The sequence below is a fragment of the Microbacterium paludicola genome (genome assembly GCF_015235415.1).
Lineage (GTDB): Bacteria > Actinomycetota > Actinomycetes > Actinomycetales > Microbacteriaceae > Microbacterium > Microbacterium paludicola.
Genome location: NZ_JADGLL010000051.1, coordinates 1 through 19,094, shown reverse-complemented (window position 1 = coordinate 19,094; position 19,094 = coordinate 1). Strand labels below are relative to the sequence as shown.

Sequence of the window (19,094 nt, the reverse complement as noted above, 5' to 3'; positions counted from 1 at the left end):
GTCTCGGACGGGCCGGGGCGCAGCGCGAACGCGGCGATCACGCCGGCGGCGACGAGCACGAGCACGAGACCGCTCGCGACGATGACGCGCATCCTCGTCGACCAGCGCTTCGGGTTGAGGGTCTCGGTGAACCAGGTCTTGATCGACATCGTGCTCCGTGGTCTCTCGGCGAGGGGCTGACGGTCGCGGTCGCTGTCGACGTTACCGGGTGCGGTGGGGGCCGCCCGGCGTGTCGCCCGTAGGCTGATCGCGTGCCCGCGCGTCCCGAGGTCCTCACCGTCGCCCACGTGGCGCACACGGTCGAGCGCGGCGGCGCCGAGCTGGCGCTCGCGCGGCTGCTGGGCAGCCCGTGTCGCGACTGGGACGCCCGGCTCGTCCTGCCCCGTCCGGGGGACGCCGACGCGTCCGGCGGGGCGGATCGCGACCCGGACCCGGACGCCGGCGCGTTCGCGGGGCTGGAGGCGCGGGGCGTGCACGTGATCCGGGCCGGATCGCCGCAGCGGCCCGGCGCGTCGCGCGCGACGCCGTGGGCGGCCGTCCGGTTCGCGGCGTCGCTGGTGCGGCAGGCGCTGGCGATCCGGCGCAGCGGCGCGTTCCGGGGCGCGCACGTGGTGCACGCGAACTCGACGCGGGCCGCGGTGTACGCCGCACTCGCGCTGACGGGCACGCGCGCTCCCCTCGTGGTGCACCTGCGCGACCGGGGGGAGCCCGAGGCGATGGGGCGGATCGGCTTCCTCGCCTTCCGGCGCACGGCGGTGCGGCGCGCGGCGGGGTTCATCGCCAACTCGGCCTCGACGGCCGGCACCGTGCGGCCGTTCCTGCGCCGCGGCCAGTTCGTCGAGGTCGTGCCGAGCCCCATCGGCATGCCCGTCGCGGATCCCGGACCCGGGAGATCCGGGTCGGAGGCGGCAGGCGCGCCGGTGCGGATCGGGATGGTCGCGCGCCTGGATCCCTGGAAGGGCCAGGAGGAGCTGATCCGCGCGTACGCGGCCGCGGGCGTCGACGATCGCGCGACGCTGACGCTCGTTGGCGGGCCGGCGTTCGGGCACGCCGAGCACGAGCGGCGGCTGCGGGCGCTCGCGGCCGAGCTGGGGCTGCGGAACGTGACGTTCGCGGGGCATCGCGACGACGTGCGCGAGCGGATCGACGCGCTGGACGTGTGCGTGCAGTACTCGACGCGCGCCGAGCCGCTGGGGCAGAACGTGCTGCAGTACCTGGCGCGCGGGAGGGCCGTGATCGCGGCCGCGGAGGGCGGGCCGGCGGAGTGGATCGCGGACGGCGTGAACGGCCTGCTCGTCGCGCCGCGTAACGTCGACGCGCTGGCCGGGGCGCTGCGGCGCCTGGTGGACGACGCGTCACTGCGCGAGGCGCTGGCGGCCGCCGCGCCCGCGACGGAGGGGCTCATGGACGACTGCGCCGTGGCGCGGCGTCACGCCGAGGTGTTCGAGCGGGCTGTGTTCGAGCGGGGCGTCGTCGAGCGAGGCGTCGTCGAGCGAGGCGCGGCCCGGCGGGGCGCCGGGCGCCACTGATCCCCCGCCAGCACGTCGCGCACCTCGTCGAGCGCGGCGCGCGCCGCCGCGAGCCGCGCGGCGGAATCGGCCGCGTGCGCGGTGAGCGCGGCGTCGTCGACCGCGCGCAGGCACGCGATCCGCTGATCCGGGGATGCCGTGACCCACGGCAGGCCGAGCGCGTCGAAGTGGCGACGCAGCTTGTCGGCGGCCGCCTCGGTCCACGCGAGCGGCACGGCGCCCTCGGTCTGCGCGATCAGCAGCGCGTGCAGCCGGTCGCTGAGGATCGCGCGCATGCCCGCGTACTCGCCGCGCAGCACGCGCTCGTGGGTCGCGTGCGACACGCCGCCGAACGCGACCGCGCGGCCGCCGAGGTCGCGCGCGAGGCGGTGGGCGTAAGCCGAGTCGCGCCGCACCTGCGCGACCGTCACGATCTCGAGCCCGAGGCGCTCGGCCGTCTCGCGCACCGCGCGGATCCACTCGGCGGACGGGTACGGGCGGTCGAACCGCAGCGAGACGCCCAGGGTGCGGCGCGGCGCATCGTGCGCGGCGCCCTGCGGCTCGAGGCCCAGGGCCCAGTCGGGCATGGCGGGCGCGGGGGCGAACACCTCACTCGTGGTCTGGTCGCGCCAGCGCACCAGGTCGGCGGCGCGGTACAGGCGCAGGAACAGCCACGTCCTGCCCCGACGGCGGGCCGGCACGGCGGCGCCGAGCCACACGACGGCTCCGCCGCGGCGCCGGAACCGGCGCAGGGCGGGCAGGATCCGCAGCAGCCGCAGCGTGTACCCGCCCGAGAGGCTGAACTCGCCAGCGTTGATCGCGAGGGTCGCGGGCGAGCGTCGTGCCGCGGCGTTCGCGGCGGCGAGCCAGGCCCCGAGATCCGTGAAGACGCGGTCGCCCGGCTGCAGGCCGAGCCCGGAGATGTAGTCGGAGGACGCGTCCTCCACGTATGCGGCGATGGGTCCGCGGCGGCGCAGGGCGTCGGCGTAGCCGCGGCGAAGCGCCGAGTCGCCGAGGTTGTCGTCCTGCCCCCACAGCCAGGCGAACACGGTCTCGCGGTCGGCGGCGGGCCCGGCGAGCGCGCGACGGTAGGCGTCGACGTGGGCGCGGCGCACGCGATCCCACGTACGGGCCGACAGGTCGGGCGGCGCGGCGGGGCGCTCGCGCGTGGCCCGGATCGCCGCGGCGAGCGCGTCGGCGGTGAGCGTGCCGGTGAAGATGTGCACCCAGCCGTCGCCCACCTCGTCGCGCAGCGCGCGGGTCGTGGGGGTGTCGGGCACGAGCACGGGCCGCTCGAGCGACAGGGCGACGAGCGCGGCGCCCGAGCTGTGCAGCTCGCGGTACGGCAGCACCACCAGCTGCGCGGCGGTGACCTCGGCCACGAGGTCGCGGTCGGGCACGAACCCGAACCGGTGGCTGATCCGTGCGTCGGCGGCTGCGGCGCGCTCGATCGTGCCCGCGAGTGCCGTGTCCAGCGGCTGGCCGACCACGCGCAGCGCCGCGTCGTCCGTGTCCGTCTCGGCGAACGCGGCCAGCAGCGTCTCGATGCCCTTGTACGGGCGGATCAGGCCGAAGAACAGGGCGCGTCCGGGCACGCTCTCGGAGCGGGGATGCGCGGCGAACGGCTCGACGTAGCTGCCGTGCGGGATCCGCACCGTCTCCGCCGACGTGAGGCGATCCGGTTCGGGGACGAGGTGGATCTCCGTGCGCGTGAGCCGCGCGAACCCCCGGTATACGGCGCGCAGGCGCCGCGAGACGGGTCCGTCGTGCGGGGCGTGGTTGTGCAGCGTGTAGACGACGGGCGTGCGCGTCAGGCGCAGGCGCAGCAGCAGCAGGCGGGTCAGCAGCGTGCCGGCCAGCTGCTTGGGCCCCCAGCCGTCGGCCGCGAACGCCTCGGGCCAGTGCAGGTGGAACAGGTCGTAGCGCCCAAACAGCGCGCGCGGCCAGGAGAAGAAGGACACGTCGACGTCGTCGCCGGCGATCGCCGCCATGTGCGTGGCGTACCGCGTCGTCTCGGCCGGTGCGGCCTTGGTGGAGTGGAGCACGCGCACGGCACGACTGTATGTCATGGGGTTCCGCGGGACCGCGCCGCCGGGCCTGCGGCGGCGCTTCATCCCGCGGTCGCGCTCGGCGTCGGCGTCTCGGTCGTCCGCTGATCCGGTGCGATGTCGAACGACAGCTCCACGCGGCGGTTCGCGGCGCGCGCCTCCGACGACGTCCCCTCCGCCACGGGCTCCGACTCGCCCTTGCCCGACGGCCGGATGTCGAACCCCGATCCGAGCTCACCCCTCAGCCGCGACGCCACGGAGTCCGCGCGCTTCTCCGACAGGGTCTGGTTCGACCGCGCGGAGCCCACGTCGTCGGTGTGCCCGACGACGTAGATCGTGCCGCCCGTCGCGGACCCCGAGATCGCCCGGGCGGCCTGGTCCACGAGGTTCTCGGCCTCGCTCTTGAGCGTCGACTGCCCGCTGGGGAACAGCACGTCGAGGGCGACCGCTTCGCCGTCCGACGCCGGATCGAGCGCCGACTCGATCGCCTCGGTCACCTCCGGGTCGGGCTCACCGCCCCCCGAAGCCGCCCGTGCACGCGGTCATCAGCGGGATGATCGTCGCGAGCAGGGCGATACCGAGTGCGGGGGACTTTCGGAATCGGCTCATGAGTCAGAAGAGTAGCGATTCTGCTCCCGCTGAGTGGTATACCGATCGCCGCCCCCTGACGGGGCCCGTGACCCCTCGCCCAGGCCCCCTCAAGCGCGAATCAGGTAGCGTCGTTCCGTTCAGGCTCCGGAAGCGGCGGTAGCCTCGAAGCGCCCTCCCCCTCCCGAAGGACATACGCCACGCATGGATCATTGCCCTCAGCTCGGCCGATCACACGGCGCAATATCGCGTTGGGCCGCGCGCCGACCCGTGACACGCGGCAGGCAGGTGAGCGCCTCGTGACGGCGACTACGGTCGGGCGCCAGGGGTCAACGCGGCGCTACTTTCACGCGATGTGGCTTCTATCGAGCCGCGACCTCCGCGTGAAGTACGCCACAACGTGGCTCGGCTACATCTGGGCGGTGCTGGACCCGCTGTTGATGTGCGCCATCTACTGGTTCCTGTTCACCGTCGTCTTCGAGCGGCACGGTGGAGTCGAGCCTTACGCAATGTTCCTGATCAGTGGGCTGCTTCCATGGCAGTGGTTCACGACCGCGGTGAGCGACTCGACGAGCGCGTTCACCAGGGACAAGAAGCTCGTCCGCTCCACAGGCGCATCGAACACCATCTGGGTCGGTCGCGTCGTCCTGAGCTCGGCGGTGTCCTACGCGCTCACATTCCCCATACTTGCGGCTGCGCTCCTCCTCTTCCAGATGCCGATCGGCCCCGGCATCGTCTGGTTCCCGGTCGCATTCCTGCTGCAGGCGGTGCTATGTGTGGGCCTCGGCTTGGTGCTGGCGCCCCTCTGCATCCTGATCAGCGATCTCGCTCGGGTCACTAAGCTCGTCATCCGAGTGCTCTTCTTCTGCTCACCTATCCTGTTCGACCTCAGCCACCTTCCGGAGTGGCTGCAGTGGGTGGATCGGGTGAACCCGATGTACGGCATCCTGACCATGTATCGCCTCGGATACTGGCCGGAGCTTTGGAACACCGGCTCGATCGTGGCCAGCTTCGCAATCAGCTTCGGCATCCTCGCTCTCGGCATCATCGTCTTTCCGGTGCTCGTCCGTCCCGTCCTGAAGGATCTGTGATCTTATGGCCGAAGTAGCCATCCGAGCGCGCGGGCTTGGCATCAAGTTCCGCCGCAACCGTCGCGGGCGCCGAAGCCTCAGAGACATGTTTGGGCGGGCAGAGAACCGCACACGACCGGACGAGTTCTGGGCTTTCCGCAACGTCAGTTTCCGCGTGGAACAGGGCGAGGGCATCGCCGTGGTAGGCCGCAACGGCCAGGGCAAGTCGACGCTCCTAAAGCTCGTGGCTGGCGTGCTGAAGCCGGACGAGGGGCGAGTAACAGTCAACGGCGGCGTCGCGCCACTCATTGAGATCACGGGCGGGTTCGAGGCAAACCTCACTGTTCGAGAGAACGTCAACATCGTCGCGGGCCTGCACGGCATGCCCCGCAAGGAAATCAACCGTCGGTTCGACTCGATCCTCGACTTCGCCGAGCTCGAGAAGTTCGTCAATACCCCGTTCAAGCACCTGAGCTCGGGCATGAAAGCGCGACTTGCGTTCGCGGTGGTGTCCGAGCTGGACGAGCCGATACTCCTCGTCGACGAGGTTCTCGCGGTGGGCGACAAGACGTTCCGCGACAAGTGCTACAACCGCATCGAGGGCATGATGCGCGACGGCAAGACCCTGTTCTTCGTCGGCCACAGTGCCAGCAATATGCGGCGTTTCACAACACGTGGTCTGTATCTCGACCGCGGCACGCTCCAGATGGATGCCCCCATCGAAGATGTACTGAAACAGTACGAGGCCGACTATCCGAATCGCCCACTCACGCGTGCGCAGCGCGACCTGGGGTAGTCCCCCTTCGTCGTGGCGCAACTCGAGTCATCGCTGATCCGCACGCACGTCCACCTGGCCCAGCACCTCGACAATTCGATCCACAGCGCCCTCGGGATCGACGACCGAAGCATCGATCACGAGGTCCGCGTCGGACGGCACCTCGTAGGGGTCGCTGATGCCCGTGAACTGCGGCACCTCGCCCGCGCGGGCCTTGGCGTAGAGCCCCTTGCGGTCGCGCTGCTCGCACACCTCGAGCGGCGTGGAGATATGCACGAGCAGGAAGCGCCCCGCCTCCTCGGCGCGGGCGCGCATCTCGTCGCGCATCACGGCGTAGGGCGCGATGGGCGCGCACACCGCGATGCCGCCGTGCTTGGCGACGAGGGCGGCGACCCAGCCGATGCGACGAACGTTCATGATGCGGTCCTCGCGCGAGAAGCCGAGACCCGACGACAGGATCAGGCGCACCTCGTCGCCGTCGAGCAGGCTGACGGTCCGCGGGTCGACGTCGGCAAGACGTTCGACCAACAGCTTCGCAATCGTGGACTTGCCCGAGCCGGAGAGCCCTGTGAGCAGGATCACGCGCCCGGGAGACGGCGTGAGCGGGGTCTCCCACACGGTGGCCTCGGACGCGACCAGCGCCCGCGCCGCGTGGCGCACCGCGTCGATCCACTGCGCCTCGTCGCGCCCATGCCGCGCGGGCGCCGGCAGCACCACGGCGTCTCGTCCGACAGCAGCGACGGCACCGAGGGCGTCGGCCAGAGCGTGACTGTCGCCGCGGTCGAGCACGACGATGACCGCGTCTGCGGGCGCGTCGCGCCACAGGTCATCGTCGGCCGCGGGGACGTCGCCCGTGATCACGATCGCGGCGTCCGCCCGCCGCGGGGCGACAGTCACCCGCAGGTCCACACGGTCCCGGTGCCCGAATGGCCGCTCGGGGCGCACCGTGCCGGTCACGGCATGGACGGGAGCCGGAGCGGGGGCTTCACCCTCCCCGACGACCTCGCGGACGGCGGATGCCGTCGGCACCGGCGAGGATGATCCGACGTGCAGCGACGCGACGACCGTGCCCTCGCCGTCCGCGAGTTCGATGACCTCACCGCCTATAGGCGGCAGCTGGAGCGTCACGGCGCCGCCCCACGCGCCAGCCAGCGCGAGCTCGACATCGCGCAGCTGCTCGTTCGTCACCGTGACGCGGGAATTCGACATGTCTGTTCCGGTCCGTTCAGTTCGCACGGTCGTCCGACGACTCACGCAGGCGACGCTCGTGGCGAAGGGTGATCGGTAGCCCGTGCGTGCGACGCAGGGCCATCCATCCGAACGTCCCGGCCACGACCGCGGCGACAGCAGCGACGAGCACCGTCACGTTGTCGACGTTCAGCAGCTTCAGTCCCGCCGCGAGCAGCACGACCGCCAAGGCGCGCCGCACGTAGCCGCCGGGGATCTTTGACGAGAACTGAGCGCCGATCCACGCTCCGGGCACCGACCCGATGATGAGCGGCAGCACCACGGCCCAGTCGACCTCGCCGAACAGCAGGTGCCCCAGTGCCGCCGCGATCACCAGCGGCACGGCCTGCACGAGGTCCGTGCCGACCAGCTTGTTCATCGCCAGCAAGGGGTACAGCAGCATCAGGGAGATGATGATCATCGAGCCGGATCCGACCGACGTGAGGCCCACCATGAGGCCGCCGACGATGCCGATGATCAGCGTGGGAACGACGCGCACGCGCACCTCGGCGCTCGCCTGGCGCTTCGTAGTCGTGCCGGCGCGCCGCTCCATCGCGCGGTTGCGCATTCCGATGTAGGCGCGCACGAAGATGAGGGCGGCGGCCAGCAGCAGCACGCAGCCGAGCGCGGTCTTCACGAAGGCCTGCACGCCGGTCAGGGGCCCGACGGCCGCGATGACGAGCGACCCGCCGAACGCGGCCGGCACGGATCCGATCATGAGCCAGAGCACGAGCTTCCAGTGCACGGTGCCGTGCCGCATGTGCACGAGCGAGCCGACGGGCTTCATGACCGCCGACGTCACGAGGTCGCTCGAGACCGCCGTCAGGGGCGGGACGTTGAAGAACAGCACGAGAGTCGGCGTCATCAGCGCGCCGCCGCCCATGCCCGTGAGACCGACGACGATGCCGATGCCGAGCGCCGCGAGCGCAAGTTCCCAATCCACGAGAACCGACGCTAACATCACGCACGGGCACTACCGCTGCCCGCATTGCGCAAATGGCGGGCGAGTCTCCGCAGCTGGGGTAGTGTCAGGAAGGCCGCCCTCTCGCCGATTGGATGACGCCGACACGTGAATTCGCTGGACACCGCCGCTCGCGCCGCCGATGCGGACATCGCACGCGCTGTCGCCGAGGCGGCCGCCCGCCGTCTGATCGAGGTGCGCGACGCCAACCCGACTCTCGACGGCCGCGCGCTCAAGGACCTCGGAGACGCGGAGGCGCAGCTCGTGATCGCCGCGACACTCACCGAGCTTGCGCCCGCGGACGCGGTGCTGAGCGAGGAGGCCGCCGACAGTGCGGCGCGTCTGGACGCGTCGCGCGTCTGGATCATCGACCCTCTCGACGGCACGCGCGAGTTCAGCGAGGGGCGTGACGACTGGGCCGTGCACGCGGCCCTCGTGGTCGACGGGATGCTCGCACTCGGCGCCGTCGCGCTGGGCGGCCCGGAACGCGTGCTCGTGTCGAGCGAGGTCGACGAGCACGCCCCGGCCCAGGATGGCCCCGTACGCATCGCCGTCAGTCGCACGCGGCCGCCCCAGCTCGTCGAGCACGTCGCCGCTGCGCTCGGGGCCGAGCTCGTGCCGATGGGATCCGCCGGCGTGAAGATCTGCTCGGTCGTCACCGGACAGGCCGACGCCTACATCCACGGCGGCGGCCAGTACGAGTGGGACTCGGCGGCCCCGATCGCCATTGCGCGGGCCGCCGGGCTGCACACGTCGCGCCTCGACGGCTCCGAGCTGCTGTACAACCAGCCCAACCCGTACCTGCCCGATCTCGTCGTCTGCCGGCCCGAGCTCAAGGACCGCATCATGGGCGCGATCGCCGATGCCCTCGCGGCCCAGCCCGAGTGAAAGGAATCTCGGACATGACCGAAGCGCACTACACGCTCTCCCAGCTGCGACAGCTGGAGGCGGAGTCGATCCACATCATCCGCGAAGTCGTCGCGCAGCTGTCGAAGCCGGCGCTGATGTTCTCGGGCGGCAAGGACTCGCTCGTCATGCTGCACCTCGCCATGAAGGCCTTCGCGCCCGCGCGCCTGCCCTTCCCGGTGGTGCACATCGACACCGGCCACAACTTCCCGGAGATCCTCGAGTTCCGCGACCAGTACGTCGAGAAGCACGGTCTGCGCCTGATCGTGGCCTCGGTGCAGGAGGCGATCGATCGCGGGCTGGTGCGCGAGGAGCCGAACGGCTCGCGCAACCGCATCCAGACGCCCGTGCTGCTCGAGACGGTGGAGAAGCACGGCTTCAACGCGATGCTCGGCGGCGCACGCCGCGACGAGGAGAAGGCGCGCGCCAAGGAGCGCGTCTTCTCGTTCCGCGACGAGTTCGGCCAGTGGGACCCGAAGAACCAGCGCCCCGAGATCTGGAACCTCTACAACGGGCGCGTGCACCCCGGCGAGTCGATCCGCGTCTTCCCGCTGTCGAACTGGACCGAGCTCGACATCTGGCAGTACATCAAGGAAGACAACGTCGAGATCCCGCGCATCTACTTCGCCCGCGAGCGCCAGACCTTCGTCCGCGGCGGCATGGTGTTCGAGGCGAACGAGTTCTGCCCGCCGAAGGACGGCGAGGAGGTATCGCCGCGCATGGTGCGCTACCGCACGGTGGGCGACGCCACGCTGACCGCGGCGGTCGAGTCGGACGCCGACACGATCGACAAGATCATCGAGGAGGTGGCCGCGACCCGCATCACGGAGCGCGGCGCGACCCGCGGCGACGACAAGGTCAGTGAGGCCGCGATGGAAGACCGGAAGAAGCAGGGGTACTTCTGAACATGGACATGCTGCGATTCGCGACCGCGGGTTCGGTCGACGACGGCAAGAGCACGCTCATCGGCCGGCTGCTGTACGACTCGAAGTCGATCTTCGAGGACCAGCTGCTCTCGGTCGAGGAGACGTCCAAGAGCCGTGGCAACGAGTACGTCGATCTCTCCCTGCTGACCGACGGCCTGCGCGCCGAGCGCGAGCAGGGCATCACGATCGACGTGGCCTACCGCTACTTCGCGACCCCCAAGCGCAAGTTCATCATCGCCGACACCCCCGGCCACACCCAGTACACGCGCAACATGGTCACGGGCGCGTCGACGGCCGACCTGGCGATCGTCCTCGTCGACGCGCGCAAGGGCGTCATCGAGCAGTCGCGCCGGCACGCGACCATCGCGTCGCTGCTGCGCGTGCCGCACGTGGTGCTCGCGGTGAACAAGATGGACCTCGTCGACTTCGACGAGCAGGTGTTCACCGACATCCGCGACGAGTTCTACGACTTCAGCTCGCGCCTGAACATCACCGACATCACGGCGATCCCGCTCTCGGCGCTCCAGGGCGACAACGTGGTGACGCGCTCGGAGAACACCCCGTGGTACGACGGGCCGTCGCTGCTGCACCACCTCGAGAACGTCTACATCGGCGCCGACCGCAATCTGCAGGACGTGCGCTTCCCTGTGCAGTACGTGATCCGCCCGCAGCAGAACGATGTGCGCGACTACCGTGGCTACGCGGGCCAGGTGGCGAGCGGCCTCATCAAGAAGGGCGACGAGATCGTCGTCCTGCCCTCCGGGCTCACGTCGCGGGTCGCGGCCATCGACACCGCCGACGGCGAGATCGACGAGGCGTACCCGCCCATGTCGGTCACGATCCGCCTCGAGGACGAGATCGACATCTCGCGCGGCGACGTGATCGCGCGGCCGAAGAACCAGCCCACGGTGTCGCAGGACATCGACGCCACGATCTGCTGGATGGACGACGCGCCGATGGTCGTCGGCAAGAAGTACGCCGTGCTCCACAACAGCCGCGAAGCGCGGTGCGTCGTGAAGGCGATCCAGTACGAGCTCGACATCAATACGCTGCACCGCAAGCAGGGCGTCGACTCCCTGTCGCGCAACGCGATCGGGCGCGTCACGCTGCGCATGACGTCGCCCCTGGTGGTCGACCCGTACGTCCGTAACCGCAACACCGGCGCGTTCGTGCTCATCGACGAGGCGACCAACTCCACGGTCGCGGCGTGCACGATCAACGAAGCGGACTGAACGATCCGAGTCCATGTGGAGGGGCGCGTCCTGACGAGGATGCGCCCCTCCGCTGTTAGCGCACGCGCCGGCAGCTGCGGACGTCGTCACGGATAATGGTGCGATGCGCATCTCCGCCCGGGCCGACTATGCCGTCCGCGCCGTCGCACAGCTCGCGGCGCAGGCGGTCGACGAGCCCGTCTCGGCCGAGCTGATCGCGGCCGAGCAGGACATCCCCCACCGATTCCTCGAGGGCATCCTCACTGCGCTGCGACGCGCGGGCATCATCATCAGCCAGCGCGGCGCCCGCGGCGGCCACCGTCTCGCGCGCCCCGCCAGCGAGATCACGGTGGCCGACGTCATCCGCGCGGTGGACGGCCCGCTCGTCTGGGTGCGGGACGCGCGCCCGAGTGACCTCGAGTTCACGGGGGCGGCGGCACCGCTGCTGCAGGTCTGGGTGGCGCTGCGCGCAAACGTGCGCGCGGTGCTCGAGTCGGTCACGGTGGCGGATCTCGCTGCGGGACGCCTGCCCTCGTTGATCACGTCCCTCACCGAGGACGACGCCGCCTGGACGCAGCCGTAGGCCGGCCCCGCCGGTCCGGGGCGTGACGGCGCACACGATATCTCTACTATTCCGACTTGTTTAATAGGGTATGCTCCTGGGCATGCAGACTCTCTTGCTCATCGCCCTCGTGGGGCTCGCGGCTCAGCTCGTGGACGGAAGCCTGGGCATGGCGTATGGGGTGACGTCGACGACCCTCCTCCTCGCCATCGGAGCCAACCCCGCGGCGGCGAGCGCGACGGTCCACCTCGCCGAGATCGGCACCACGCTCGCCTCGGGCGCGAGCCACTGGAGGTTCGGCAACGTGGACTGGCGAGTGGTCGCGAAGCTGGGCATCCCCGGCGCGATCGGCGCATTCGCCGGCGCCACATTCCTCTCGTGGCTCTCGACGGAGATCGCGGGCCCGCTGATGTCGCTCATCCTTCTCGGGTTGGGGCTGTATGTGCTGCTGCGATTCACGGTGCGGGGCATGCCGGCGCGCACCGACAAGCCGCTTCGGCGTCGATTCCTCGTGCCGCTGGGCCTCGTCGGCGGCTTCATGGACGCGACGGGCGGAGGCGGCTGGGGCCCGGTGGGCACGCCGGCGATCCTGGCCAGCGGCCGCATGGAGCCACGCAAGGTGATCGGCACCATCGACACGAGCGAGTTCTTCGTCGCCGTGGCGGCGAGCCTCGGATTCCTCGTGGGGCTGGCGGGCGAGGGGATCGTCTGGTCGTGGGCGATCGGGCTGCTCGTCGGCGGCCTCATCGCGGCCCCCATCGCCGCGTGGCTGGTGCGGCTGGTGCCGCCGCGCATCCTCGGCTCGCTCGTCGGCGGCGTGATCATCCTGACGAACGCACGCACGCTGCTGCGCAGCGACTGGATCGCGGCGGAGGCCCCCGTGACGTGGATCGTCTACGGCATCATCGTCGCGGGTTGGATCGCCGCGGTCGCGTGGAGCACTCGCGCGCACCTGCTGCTGCGTCGCATCGACTCGGCCGAGCGGGCGCACGCTCGGCAGCCGGCGGAGTGAAGCGGTTCCGTCGACGAGCCCGCCCCGACAATCGAACGCCTAGGCTGACCCCGGAGGTCCCCATGTCGCAGAACACACCGCAGGATCCCTCGCTGGGATCGGTCCGGCCCTCGCTCACGGATCTGGCCATCAGGTTCGGCACCGATAAATGGGGCGGCGACGGGAACTTCCAGCACTGGTACACCCCTCACTACGAACGCCATCTCGGTCACCTGCGTGACGAGGAGTTCATGCTGCTCGAGATCGGGATCGGCGGCTACGCTTCGCCAGGCCAGGGCGGGGCATCGCTCCGGATGTGGAAGGAGTTCTTCCCCCGCGCCCAGATCGTGGGTCTCGACATTCAGGACAAGGAGTTCGTGCGCGAGCCCAGGATCCACCCCCACCGTGGCAGCCAGGACGACCCGTCCGTGATCGAACAGATCGTCGCGGAGCACGGGCGCCCCACTGTCGTGGTGGACGACGGAAGCCACAATCCGCAGCATATCCGCGCGACGTTTGGCTTCCTCTTTCCCCTCCTTGCCGATGGCGGGATCTACGCGATTGAAGACACGCAGACGTCGTACTGGCCAGCGTTCGGCGGCTCACCCGACCTTCAGGACCGCACGAAGACGATGGGCCTTGTGAAGGATCTGCTCGACGGCCTCAACTGGGAGGAATGGCGCCCCGACGGTGCTGCGCCGACGTACACCGACGCACACGTTGTCGCGATCCACGCTTATCACAATCTCGTGATCATCGAGAAGGGAGAAAACCGGGAGAACGGCAACCGCACTCCCGTGCGTTGACCACGACGGCAACGACAGACGAGACACCGCTCGGCCTCCGTCCCGGGATCGTCCCGACAGGTCCGCAACCGCCGCGGATTCGCGGGGCTCGACGTGGGTGCGATTAGATGGGGCTCGGGAAGCCGCAATCACCTAGAAGGAAGTCGAACGCACTTGGAGCTTGAGGAGCGGATGCAGGAAGACATGACCACCCATTCACGATCACCGCAAGAGCCTGCGTCGACGGCGACGGAGGCCGAGACCCCCATCGAGCAGGCCTCCGCAGATCCCACCCGCCGCCCACCGGCGATCCTGCACTACCACCTGTTCAAGAACGCCGGAACGTCGCTCGATGCCATGTTCCAGCAGTACTTCGGGGATCGTTGGACGACGCGTGAGTTCCCCAGCAGCGCCGATGAGAACCGGCGACAGGTGCAGAGCTGGCTGAGCGCCGACACGGCCGACTGCTATTCGACGCATACCGGGTTCCTCCCGCCGCCGGAGCTCAGTGATCGCGAGGTCTTTCCGATCGTCTTCCTCAGGCATCCCCTCGATCGCATCGCATCCGCCTACAGCTTCGAGCGCCGTCAACGCGACAGCGGCTTCGGGTCGACGCTCGCTCGCAACACGACCCTGCGCGGATACATCGACGTGCGCCTCTCGATCCCAACCGATCGCCAGTGCCGAGACTTCCATGCGAATCGCCTGGCGCACTTGTACCCGCAATCTCGTGAGTCCGAGCTGGAGCGCGCGACCCGAGCACTCGAGGACCTCCCCTTTGTCGGCGTCGTCGAGCAGTTCGACGCGTCTCTCGCACGGCTCGAGTCGCTGCTTCGCGAGCGCGGGTACGACGACATCCAGCTCGAGCCTGTGCGCCGCAACATCTCCGCGGAGCGCTCCGACTCTCTGGAGGATCGTCTCGCCGCGCTTCGCGAGGATGTCGGAGAAGAGTTCTATGAGCGGCTCCTCGAGGCAAACCGAGGCGACATCGAACTCCACCGCATCGCAACCGATCAGCTTGCGAACATCACGACGGCGGCCGACTCCGAGTAGCTCGGCGACGCCGCCGAGCTAATTCGGGCTCATCGCGGAAGGGCGCCGCGGCGCCGAGCGCGGGAGCTGGCGGATGGCCGCGATGCACCTTGGAGCTGCCTGTTGCCGCGCATCGGTGCGTCGCCCCAAGTCCGCGCGCGGCGCAACATACGACGAGGGAAACGGGAGCGCGGTCCCCACTAAGGGGCCTTGACCCCGGATCGTGGACACGGTGTCATTTCGGTTATGCCGCTTCCGTGAGGATAGCGAAGGTGGCGGTCTCGTAGGCGTTCGGGGTGATGTTGCCGATCGCGGAGTGGCGCCTGCGGGTGTTGTAGCGGTTCGCCCACCGGAACACGGCCCGGTAGGCCGTGGGCGCGTTCGGGAACGCGGGTCGGCCTTCGAGCAGTTCGCGCTTGAGGGCCGCGTTGAAGCTCTCGGCGAGGGCGTTGTCGGCCGATTATCCGGCTAATCGGCCTCGGGTCTGGGTTTGGCCGGGTAACGCGGTCAGCCGCGGGTGAGGCGTCGGATTTGCGCGTCGTGGTGGCGGACGGTGTCGGCGAGGGTCTGGACGGCTTGGCGGAGGGTCGCGAGCTCGTCGGTGATCGCGGTGATGCTGCCGTCGGCGGCGTCTTCGCGGTGGTGCTCGATGACGGTGCGGAGTTCGGGGTTGCGGTAGATCGTGGAGCGGGAGATTCCGGTGTGTTCGGCGACCGCGGAGATCGTGATCGGACGGCCGTTTCGGGTGAGGTCGGCGCAGGCTCGTTCGATCTTGTTCAGCGTGGGGCTGGTCATCCGGTCTGGGTCTCCGTGTCGGCGATGAGGGCGTCGAGGCGGGCGATGAGTTTGTGGTGGCGTTCGGCCTCGTCGATCCATCCTCGCTGTTCTGCGTCGCGGGCGAGAGCCTCGGCGTCGACGCGTTGCGCGGCGAGGATCGGCAGGGATGAGGGCTCTGCGCGGTAGGAGGGGCAGTGCTCGCAGATGTTGGCGTAGCTGCATGCTCCCTGCGCTGGGGCGCGGAGGCAGAATCCGCCGGCCATGCGGGACTTCAGCAGCGGGGTGTCTTTCCAGTCGTGTCCGCCGGTGATGACGGTGAGTGGCAGCTGGGTGCGCGCGCCCGCGTCTCCGGCAGCGACGACCGGGGTGTTCTGTTTCGCGAGGTCGAGGGCGCGTTCGTATTCTGTGCGGACGGTCGCGTCGAACAGGCGCCCGTAGCGGAGGCTCATCTCCGCGGACTGGTGGCCGAGGAGCGCCATGAGTGCTTGCAGGGAGACGCCGGCGTTGACCAGTGCGGTCGCGTAGGTGTGTCGCAGCTGGTGGGAGGTGACGTGCCCGAGCCCGGCGACTTCGGTGGCGTGGTCGAGCTCGCGGCGGACGCCCTGCTGTGTGAGCCGGCGGCCGAGGTAGGTGAACAGGAACTGCGCGGGCCTCCGGTATCGGGGGTGCGGGAGTGGTCTGCCGTGGGAGCGGATCTGGGTAACCCGGTCGATCACCTCGAGGGTCTCGGGATCGAGGGGGACCATGCGTTCGGTGGCGAGCTTGCCGAGCGGGACCTTCAGCCAGGCCCCATTCCCGTCGAGCTCGTGGACGCAGTCCAACTCGAGGTCGAGCAGCTCTCCGATCCGCAGCCCGCAGGCGCGTTGCAACCGCAATGCCAGCGCCGCCAGCTCGTTGTCGGGATGCTCGGTCAAAGCAGCGGTGAGTCGCCGGTCGGCATCGATCGGGAGGTAGCGGGGCAGCAATTGCGGGAGCTTGGGGATGTCGTCGCGGAACAGCACCTTCCGAGGTGGCGCGGCGTCCCAGCCCCATTCGGTGATGTCGCGCAGGAACGTCGCGACAGCGACAACTCTGCGGTTTCGGTCGCCGATGCTGATCGGGGCGCCGTCCTTGTCGCTGACCGCGTCGACCAGCGAGGCGAGGAACGGTTCGATGTGACGTCGCCGATCCAGATCCCTCACCGACGTCAACGCAGGGTCGGTCTCGGTGAGGAACACTCCGAAGTGCTTCAGCCGGGTCGCCATCGCCGATACCGTCTTGCGGTCGCAGGTCGCGCGTTTGCGTTCCAGGTAGCCGACGAGCTCCGCCCGCAACGCTGCGGTCACGTCGGCGAGCCGCTCCTCGTAGGGGATCGGACCGCCGCTGCGGGGCGGGGAATCGAGGACGCCGAGATGGAACAACACCATGTGGGTCATGCTGATCGCCGCGAGATAGTGGTTCGCGCCCCGCCCCGTCTCGTGCTCGCGTTCCCGGCAGGCCGCGGCGAACTCCTCAAGGTCGTGGAGGGTGAGTTGCCGCATCGGCTTGCCCGTCTGGATCAGCAGCCGGATCGGGACCTGGGAGCCGGTCGCGAGCCGGGTCCGGGCGGTGAACCCGAGCTGTTCGGCCTCGTGAAGGAACCCGTCGATCTCGGCTCGCAGCGGGCTGGTCTTGATCTCCCGCCAAAGCGGGGACAGCTTCCGCGACAGCAGGTAGTCGTATCCCGGCCGCAACCCGCAGTGCAGCATCAAGAACGTGATCACCGGACGCATCGCCGATACTGCCGACAACCGCTCCGCGAGCGGCGTCGCGGCCCAGTCTTGCGGGTCGGGCCAGGTCTCGAAGAACCGTCGTGCGGCCCGCTCGTAGGGGAGGTTCCCGCGACCGGTCGCCGTCAGGTGATCCAGATACGCGTCCCGCAAATCATCGCCTCGTAGCGACGCGAGCGGGACGTCACCGCTGCTGAGCGCGGATGCGTTCGCGAGCCGCATCGAACTGGGCCTTCACGTGAGCAGGAGCGAGGTGGACGTAACGGGCTGTGGTATCGACATGCGCGTGACCGAGGAGAGCCTGCATCACCGCGAGGTCAACACCAGCTTCGGCGAGGACGGTTCCGAACGTGTGTCGCAGCGCGTGCGGGTGCCCGCCGGTCACCCCGGTCAAGCCCCGGTGGTAGCGGAACACCGTCCGCAACCCCGCCGCCGTCAACGGACCACCCCGGTGCGGGCCCTTCCCGACCAGGAACAACACGTCGGAGTCCGACTCGGGACGTTCGGCGAGGAGGTAGACGTCGATCACCGACGCGACATCCGCATCCAGCGGGACCCGCCGCTGCTTCGCGCCCTTGCCGGTGACCGTCACCCAGCGTCCGCCGATATCGACATCCTTCACGTGGAGGCCGAGGACTTCCATCGACCGCAGCCCGCACCACAGCATCAGCCCCGCGATCGCCCGATCCCGCCAACTCCGCAGACTCCCCACCAGCGTCGCCGCGTCCTCCGGTGACAGTGCGACCGGCAGCCGGCGCGGCTCCCGCAACCGCAGCGCGGACCGCGAGACTGGGCGGCGGACCGTGTGAGCGAGCATCCCCGACCGCTCCCCGCTCGACCGCCAACGCGCTTCCCTGCCCCGCGGGACCGGGTTGCGTCTGGCCGGGTCCCGCAGCCCCGCATACGTGAACAACCCCGAGATCGCCGCGAGCGGGTCTGCTGAGGCTTTGATTGAGTCCGGGGTTAGGCCGCCAGGGCGACGGCTTCCATCATTATGGTCTCGAACTCGACCGGGGTCAGCTTCCCGAGGCGACGTTGACGGCGCTTGCGGTGGTAAACCCCTTCGATCCATCGCACGATCGCCAGCCGGAGCTCGTGTCGGCTGGCCCAGGGGTGCCGGTCGAGGACGTTCTTCTGCAGCAGCGAGAACCAGCTCTCCATGGCCGCATTGTCTCCGCATGCCCCGACGCGGCCCATCGACCCACGCAGGTGGTGGCGCTTGAGGGCCTTCACGAATCGGCGGGCTCGAAATTGACTGCCTCGATCCGAATGCACGATCACACCGGTCGGGTTGCCGCGGTGCGCGACGGCCATCTCGAGCGCGTTCACCGCGAGCCTGGCCTTCATCCGCGAGTCAATCGAGTAGCCGACGATCTTGTTCGCCCACACGTCTTTGATCGCGCAGAGGTACAGCTTGCCCTCACCGGTCCAGTGCTCGGTGATGTCAGTCAGCCACAGCTGGTTGGGGCCATCGGCGGTGAAGTCGCGCTGCACGAGATCGTCGTGCACAGGCGGGCCCGCCTTCCGGTAACGGCGCTTGCGGGTCGTGATCACCGACCTGATCCCTGCGGCCCGGCACAGCCGCCACACGCGCCGTTCCGAGACCCGGTAGCCGAGATCAGCCAGGTCATCGGCGAGCACCCGGTACCCACCCTCGGGGTCCTCCTCGTGCAGCTGCCGGAGCACCTCGATGAGGTGCTGCTCCTCTGCTTCCCGCGCCGAGACCGGGTTCTTCAGCCACTGGTAGTACGCCTGCTCGGAGAACCCGAGCACCCGGCACGCCACCGCGACCGGCACCCTGACAGGGGCGCCGGTCGCGGCCATCTCGCGGACGAGCGGGTAGATCATTTTGGGGCTCTTCGGACTTCCGGTGGGGGTCATGGGGTGAGGCCGCCGGCGGCGAGGAGCATGCGGAGGCGGTAGTTGTGCCGGTTTCGGTAGCCGCGGGCGAGGCGGCGGTGGAGCTCGATGATCCCGTT

Annotated in this window: 17 protein-coding genes and 2 pseudogenes; 10 read left to right on the top strand and 9 right to left on the bottom strand. The window is 69.7% G+C overall.

Annotation, left to right across the window (positions count from 1 at the left end):
• Nucleotides 1-251 precede the first annotated feature (251 nt).
• Nucleotides 252-1,529: a glycosyltransferase family 4 protein gene (locus IR155_RS14140; RefSeq protein WP_135115442.1), complete on the top strand. Its 1,278-nt coding sequence runs from the start codon at nt 252-254 to the stop codon at nt 1,527-1,529.
• On the opposite strand, the gene IR155_RS14135 is transcribed toward IR155_RS14140, so the two are convergent.
• Nucleotides 1,430-3,577, bottom strand: a complete 2,148-nt coding sequence (locus tag IR155_RS14135) for a glycosyltransferase (protein WP_167760804.1) — start codon at nt 3,575-3,577, stop codon at nt 1,430-1,432. The genes IR155_RS14140 and IR155_RS14135 overlap by 100 nt on opposite strands.
• Before the next feature lie 41 nt (nt 3,578-3,618).
• On the bottom strand, nt 3,619-4,053 hold the full coding sequence (locus tag IR155_RS14130; protein WP_135115440.1) for an OmpA family protein: 435 nt from the start codon (nt 4,051-4,053) through the stop codon (nt 3,619-3,621).
• A gap of 342 nt (nt 4,054-4,395) precedes the next feature.
• On the opposite strand from IR155_RS14130, the gene IR155_RS14125 reads away from it, so the two are divergent.
• Complete coding sequence (locus tag IR155_RS14125) at nt 4,396-5,235, top strand: ABC transporter permease (protein WP_228067281.1); 840 nt, start codon at nt 4,396-4,398, stop codon at nt 5,233-5,235.
• A gap of 4 nt (nt 5,236-5,239) precedes the next feature.
• A complete protein-coding gene (locus IR155_RS14120) occupies nt 5,240-6,010 on the top strand; it encodes an ABC transporter ATP-binding protein (RefSeq protein WP_135115439.1) in 771 nt (256 codons plus the stop codon).
• Between the two features lie 27 nt (nt 6,011-6,037).
• Here IR155_RS14120 and cysC read toward each other — a convergent pair whose 3' ends face one another.
• Nucleotides 6,038-7,198 (bottom strand): adenylyl-sulfate kinase, encoded by a 1,161-nt coding sequence (cysC, locus tag IR155_RS14115; RefSeq protein WP_135115438.1) that lies wholly within the window; start codon nt 7,196-7,198, stop codon nt 6,038-6,040.
• 16 nt (nt 7,199-7,214) lie between these two features.
• Entirely contained in the window at nt 7,215-8,159 is a 945-nt protein-coding gene (locus IR155_RS14110; RefSeq protein WP_209306782.1) for a sulfite exporter TauE/SafE family protein, read from the bottom strand.
• Nucleotides 8,160-8,285: 126 nt separating this feature from the next.
• Between IR155_RS14110 and IR155_RS14105 the strand changes: the two genes are divergently transcribed.
• The 7 genes from IR155_RS14105 (at nt 8,286) to IR155_RS14075 (ending at nt 14,611) form a co-directional block, all read left to right on the top strand.
• Entirely contained in the window at nt 8,286-9,065 is a 780-nt protein-coding gene (locus tag IR155_RS14105) for a 3'(2'),5'-bisphosphate nucleotidase CysQ (protein ID WP_167760803.1), read from the top strand.
• A gap of 14 nt (nt 9,066-9,079) precedes the next feature.
• Nucleotides 9,080-9,988 (top strand): sulfate adenylyltransferase subunit CysD, encoded by a 909-nt coding sequence (cysD, locus tag IR155_RS14100; RefSeq protein WP_135115437.1) that lies wholly within the window; start codon nt 9,080-9,082, stop codon nt 9,986-9,988.
• A 2-nt stretch (nt 9,989-9,990) separates the two neighbouring features.
• A complete protein-coding gene (gene cysN / locus IR155_RS14095; protein ID WP_135115436.1) occupies nt 9,991-11,241 on the top strand; it encodes a sulfate adenylyltransferase subunit CysN in 1,251 nt (416 codons plus the stop codon).
• 103 nt (nt 11,242-11,344) lie between these two features.
• Nucleotides 11,345-11,803, top strand: coding sequence for an RrF2 family transcriptional regulator (locus IR155_RS14090; protein WP_135115435.1), 459 nt, complete (start codon nt 11,345-11,347; stop codon nt 11,801-11,803).
• An 82-nt stretch (nt 11,804-11,885) separates the two neighbouring features.
• Nucleotides 11,886-12,794, top strand: a complete 909-nt coding sequence (locus IR155_RS14085) for a sulfite exporter TauE/SafE family protein (RefSeq protein ID WP_135115434.1) — start codon at nt 11,886-11,888, stop codon at nt 12,792-12,794.
• Nucleotides 12,795-12,856: 62 nt separating this feature from the next.
• Nucleotides 12,857-13,579, top strand: coding sequence for a class I SAM-dependent methyltransferase (locus IR155_RS14080; protein WP_135115433.1), 723 nt, complete (start codon nt 12,857-12,859; stop codon nt 13,577-13,579).
• Between the two features lie 171 nt (nt 13,580-13,750).
• Nucleotides 13,751-14,611: a sulfotransferase family 2 domain-containing protein gene (locus tag IR155_RS14075; RefSeq protein WP_209306781.1), complete on the top strand. Its 861-nt coding sequence runs from the start codon at nt 13,751-13,753 to the stop codon at nt 14,609-14,611.
• Nucleotides 14,612-14,834: 223 nt separating this feature from the next.
• Here IR155_RS14075 and IR155_RS14070 read toward each other — a convergent pair.
• From IR155_RS14070 to IR155_RS14050, 5 genes and pseudogenes are all read right to left on the bottom strand, one after another.
• Nucleotides 14,835-15,032 (bottom strand): annotated as a pseudogene (locus IR155_RS14070) (integrase core domain-containing protein); the annotation flags it as partial.
• Nucleotides 15,033-15,097: 65 nt separating this feature from the next.
• Nucleotides 15,098-15,385: a DUF6262 family protein gene (locus IR155_RS14065; protein ID WP_135115432.1), complete on the bottom strand. Its 288-nt coding sequence runs from the start codon at nt 15,383-15,385 to the stop codon at nt 15,098-15,100.
• Complete coding sequence (locus IR155_RS14060; RefSeq protein ID WP_135115431.1) at nt 15,382-17,337, bottom strand: tyrosine-type recombinase/integrase; 1,956 nt, start codon at nt 17,335-17,337, stop codon at nt 15,382-15,384. Before IR155_RS14060 ends, IR155_RS14065 begins: the two co-directional genes overlap by 4 nt.
• Nucleotides 17,300-17,932 (bottom strand): tyrosine-type recombinase/integrase, encoded by a 633-nt coding sequence (locus IR155_RS14055; protein WP_228067280.1) that lies wholly within the window; start codon nt 17,930-17,932, stop codon nt 17,300-17,302. The genes IR155_RS14060 and IR155_RS14055 overlap by 38 nt, the downstream gene beginning before the upstream one ends.
• A 146-nt stretch (nt 17,933-18,078) precedes the next feature.
• Nucleotides 18,079-18,972 (bottom strand): annotated as a pseudogene (locus IR155_RS14050) (IS3 family transposase); the annotation flags it as partial.
• Nucleotides 18,973-19,094 lie beyond the last annotated feature (122 nt).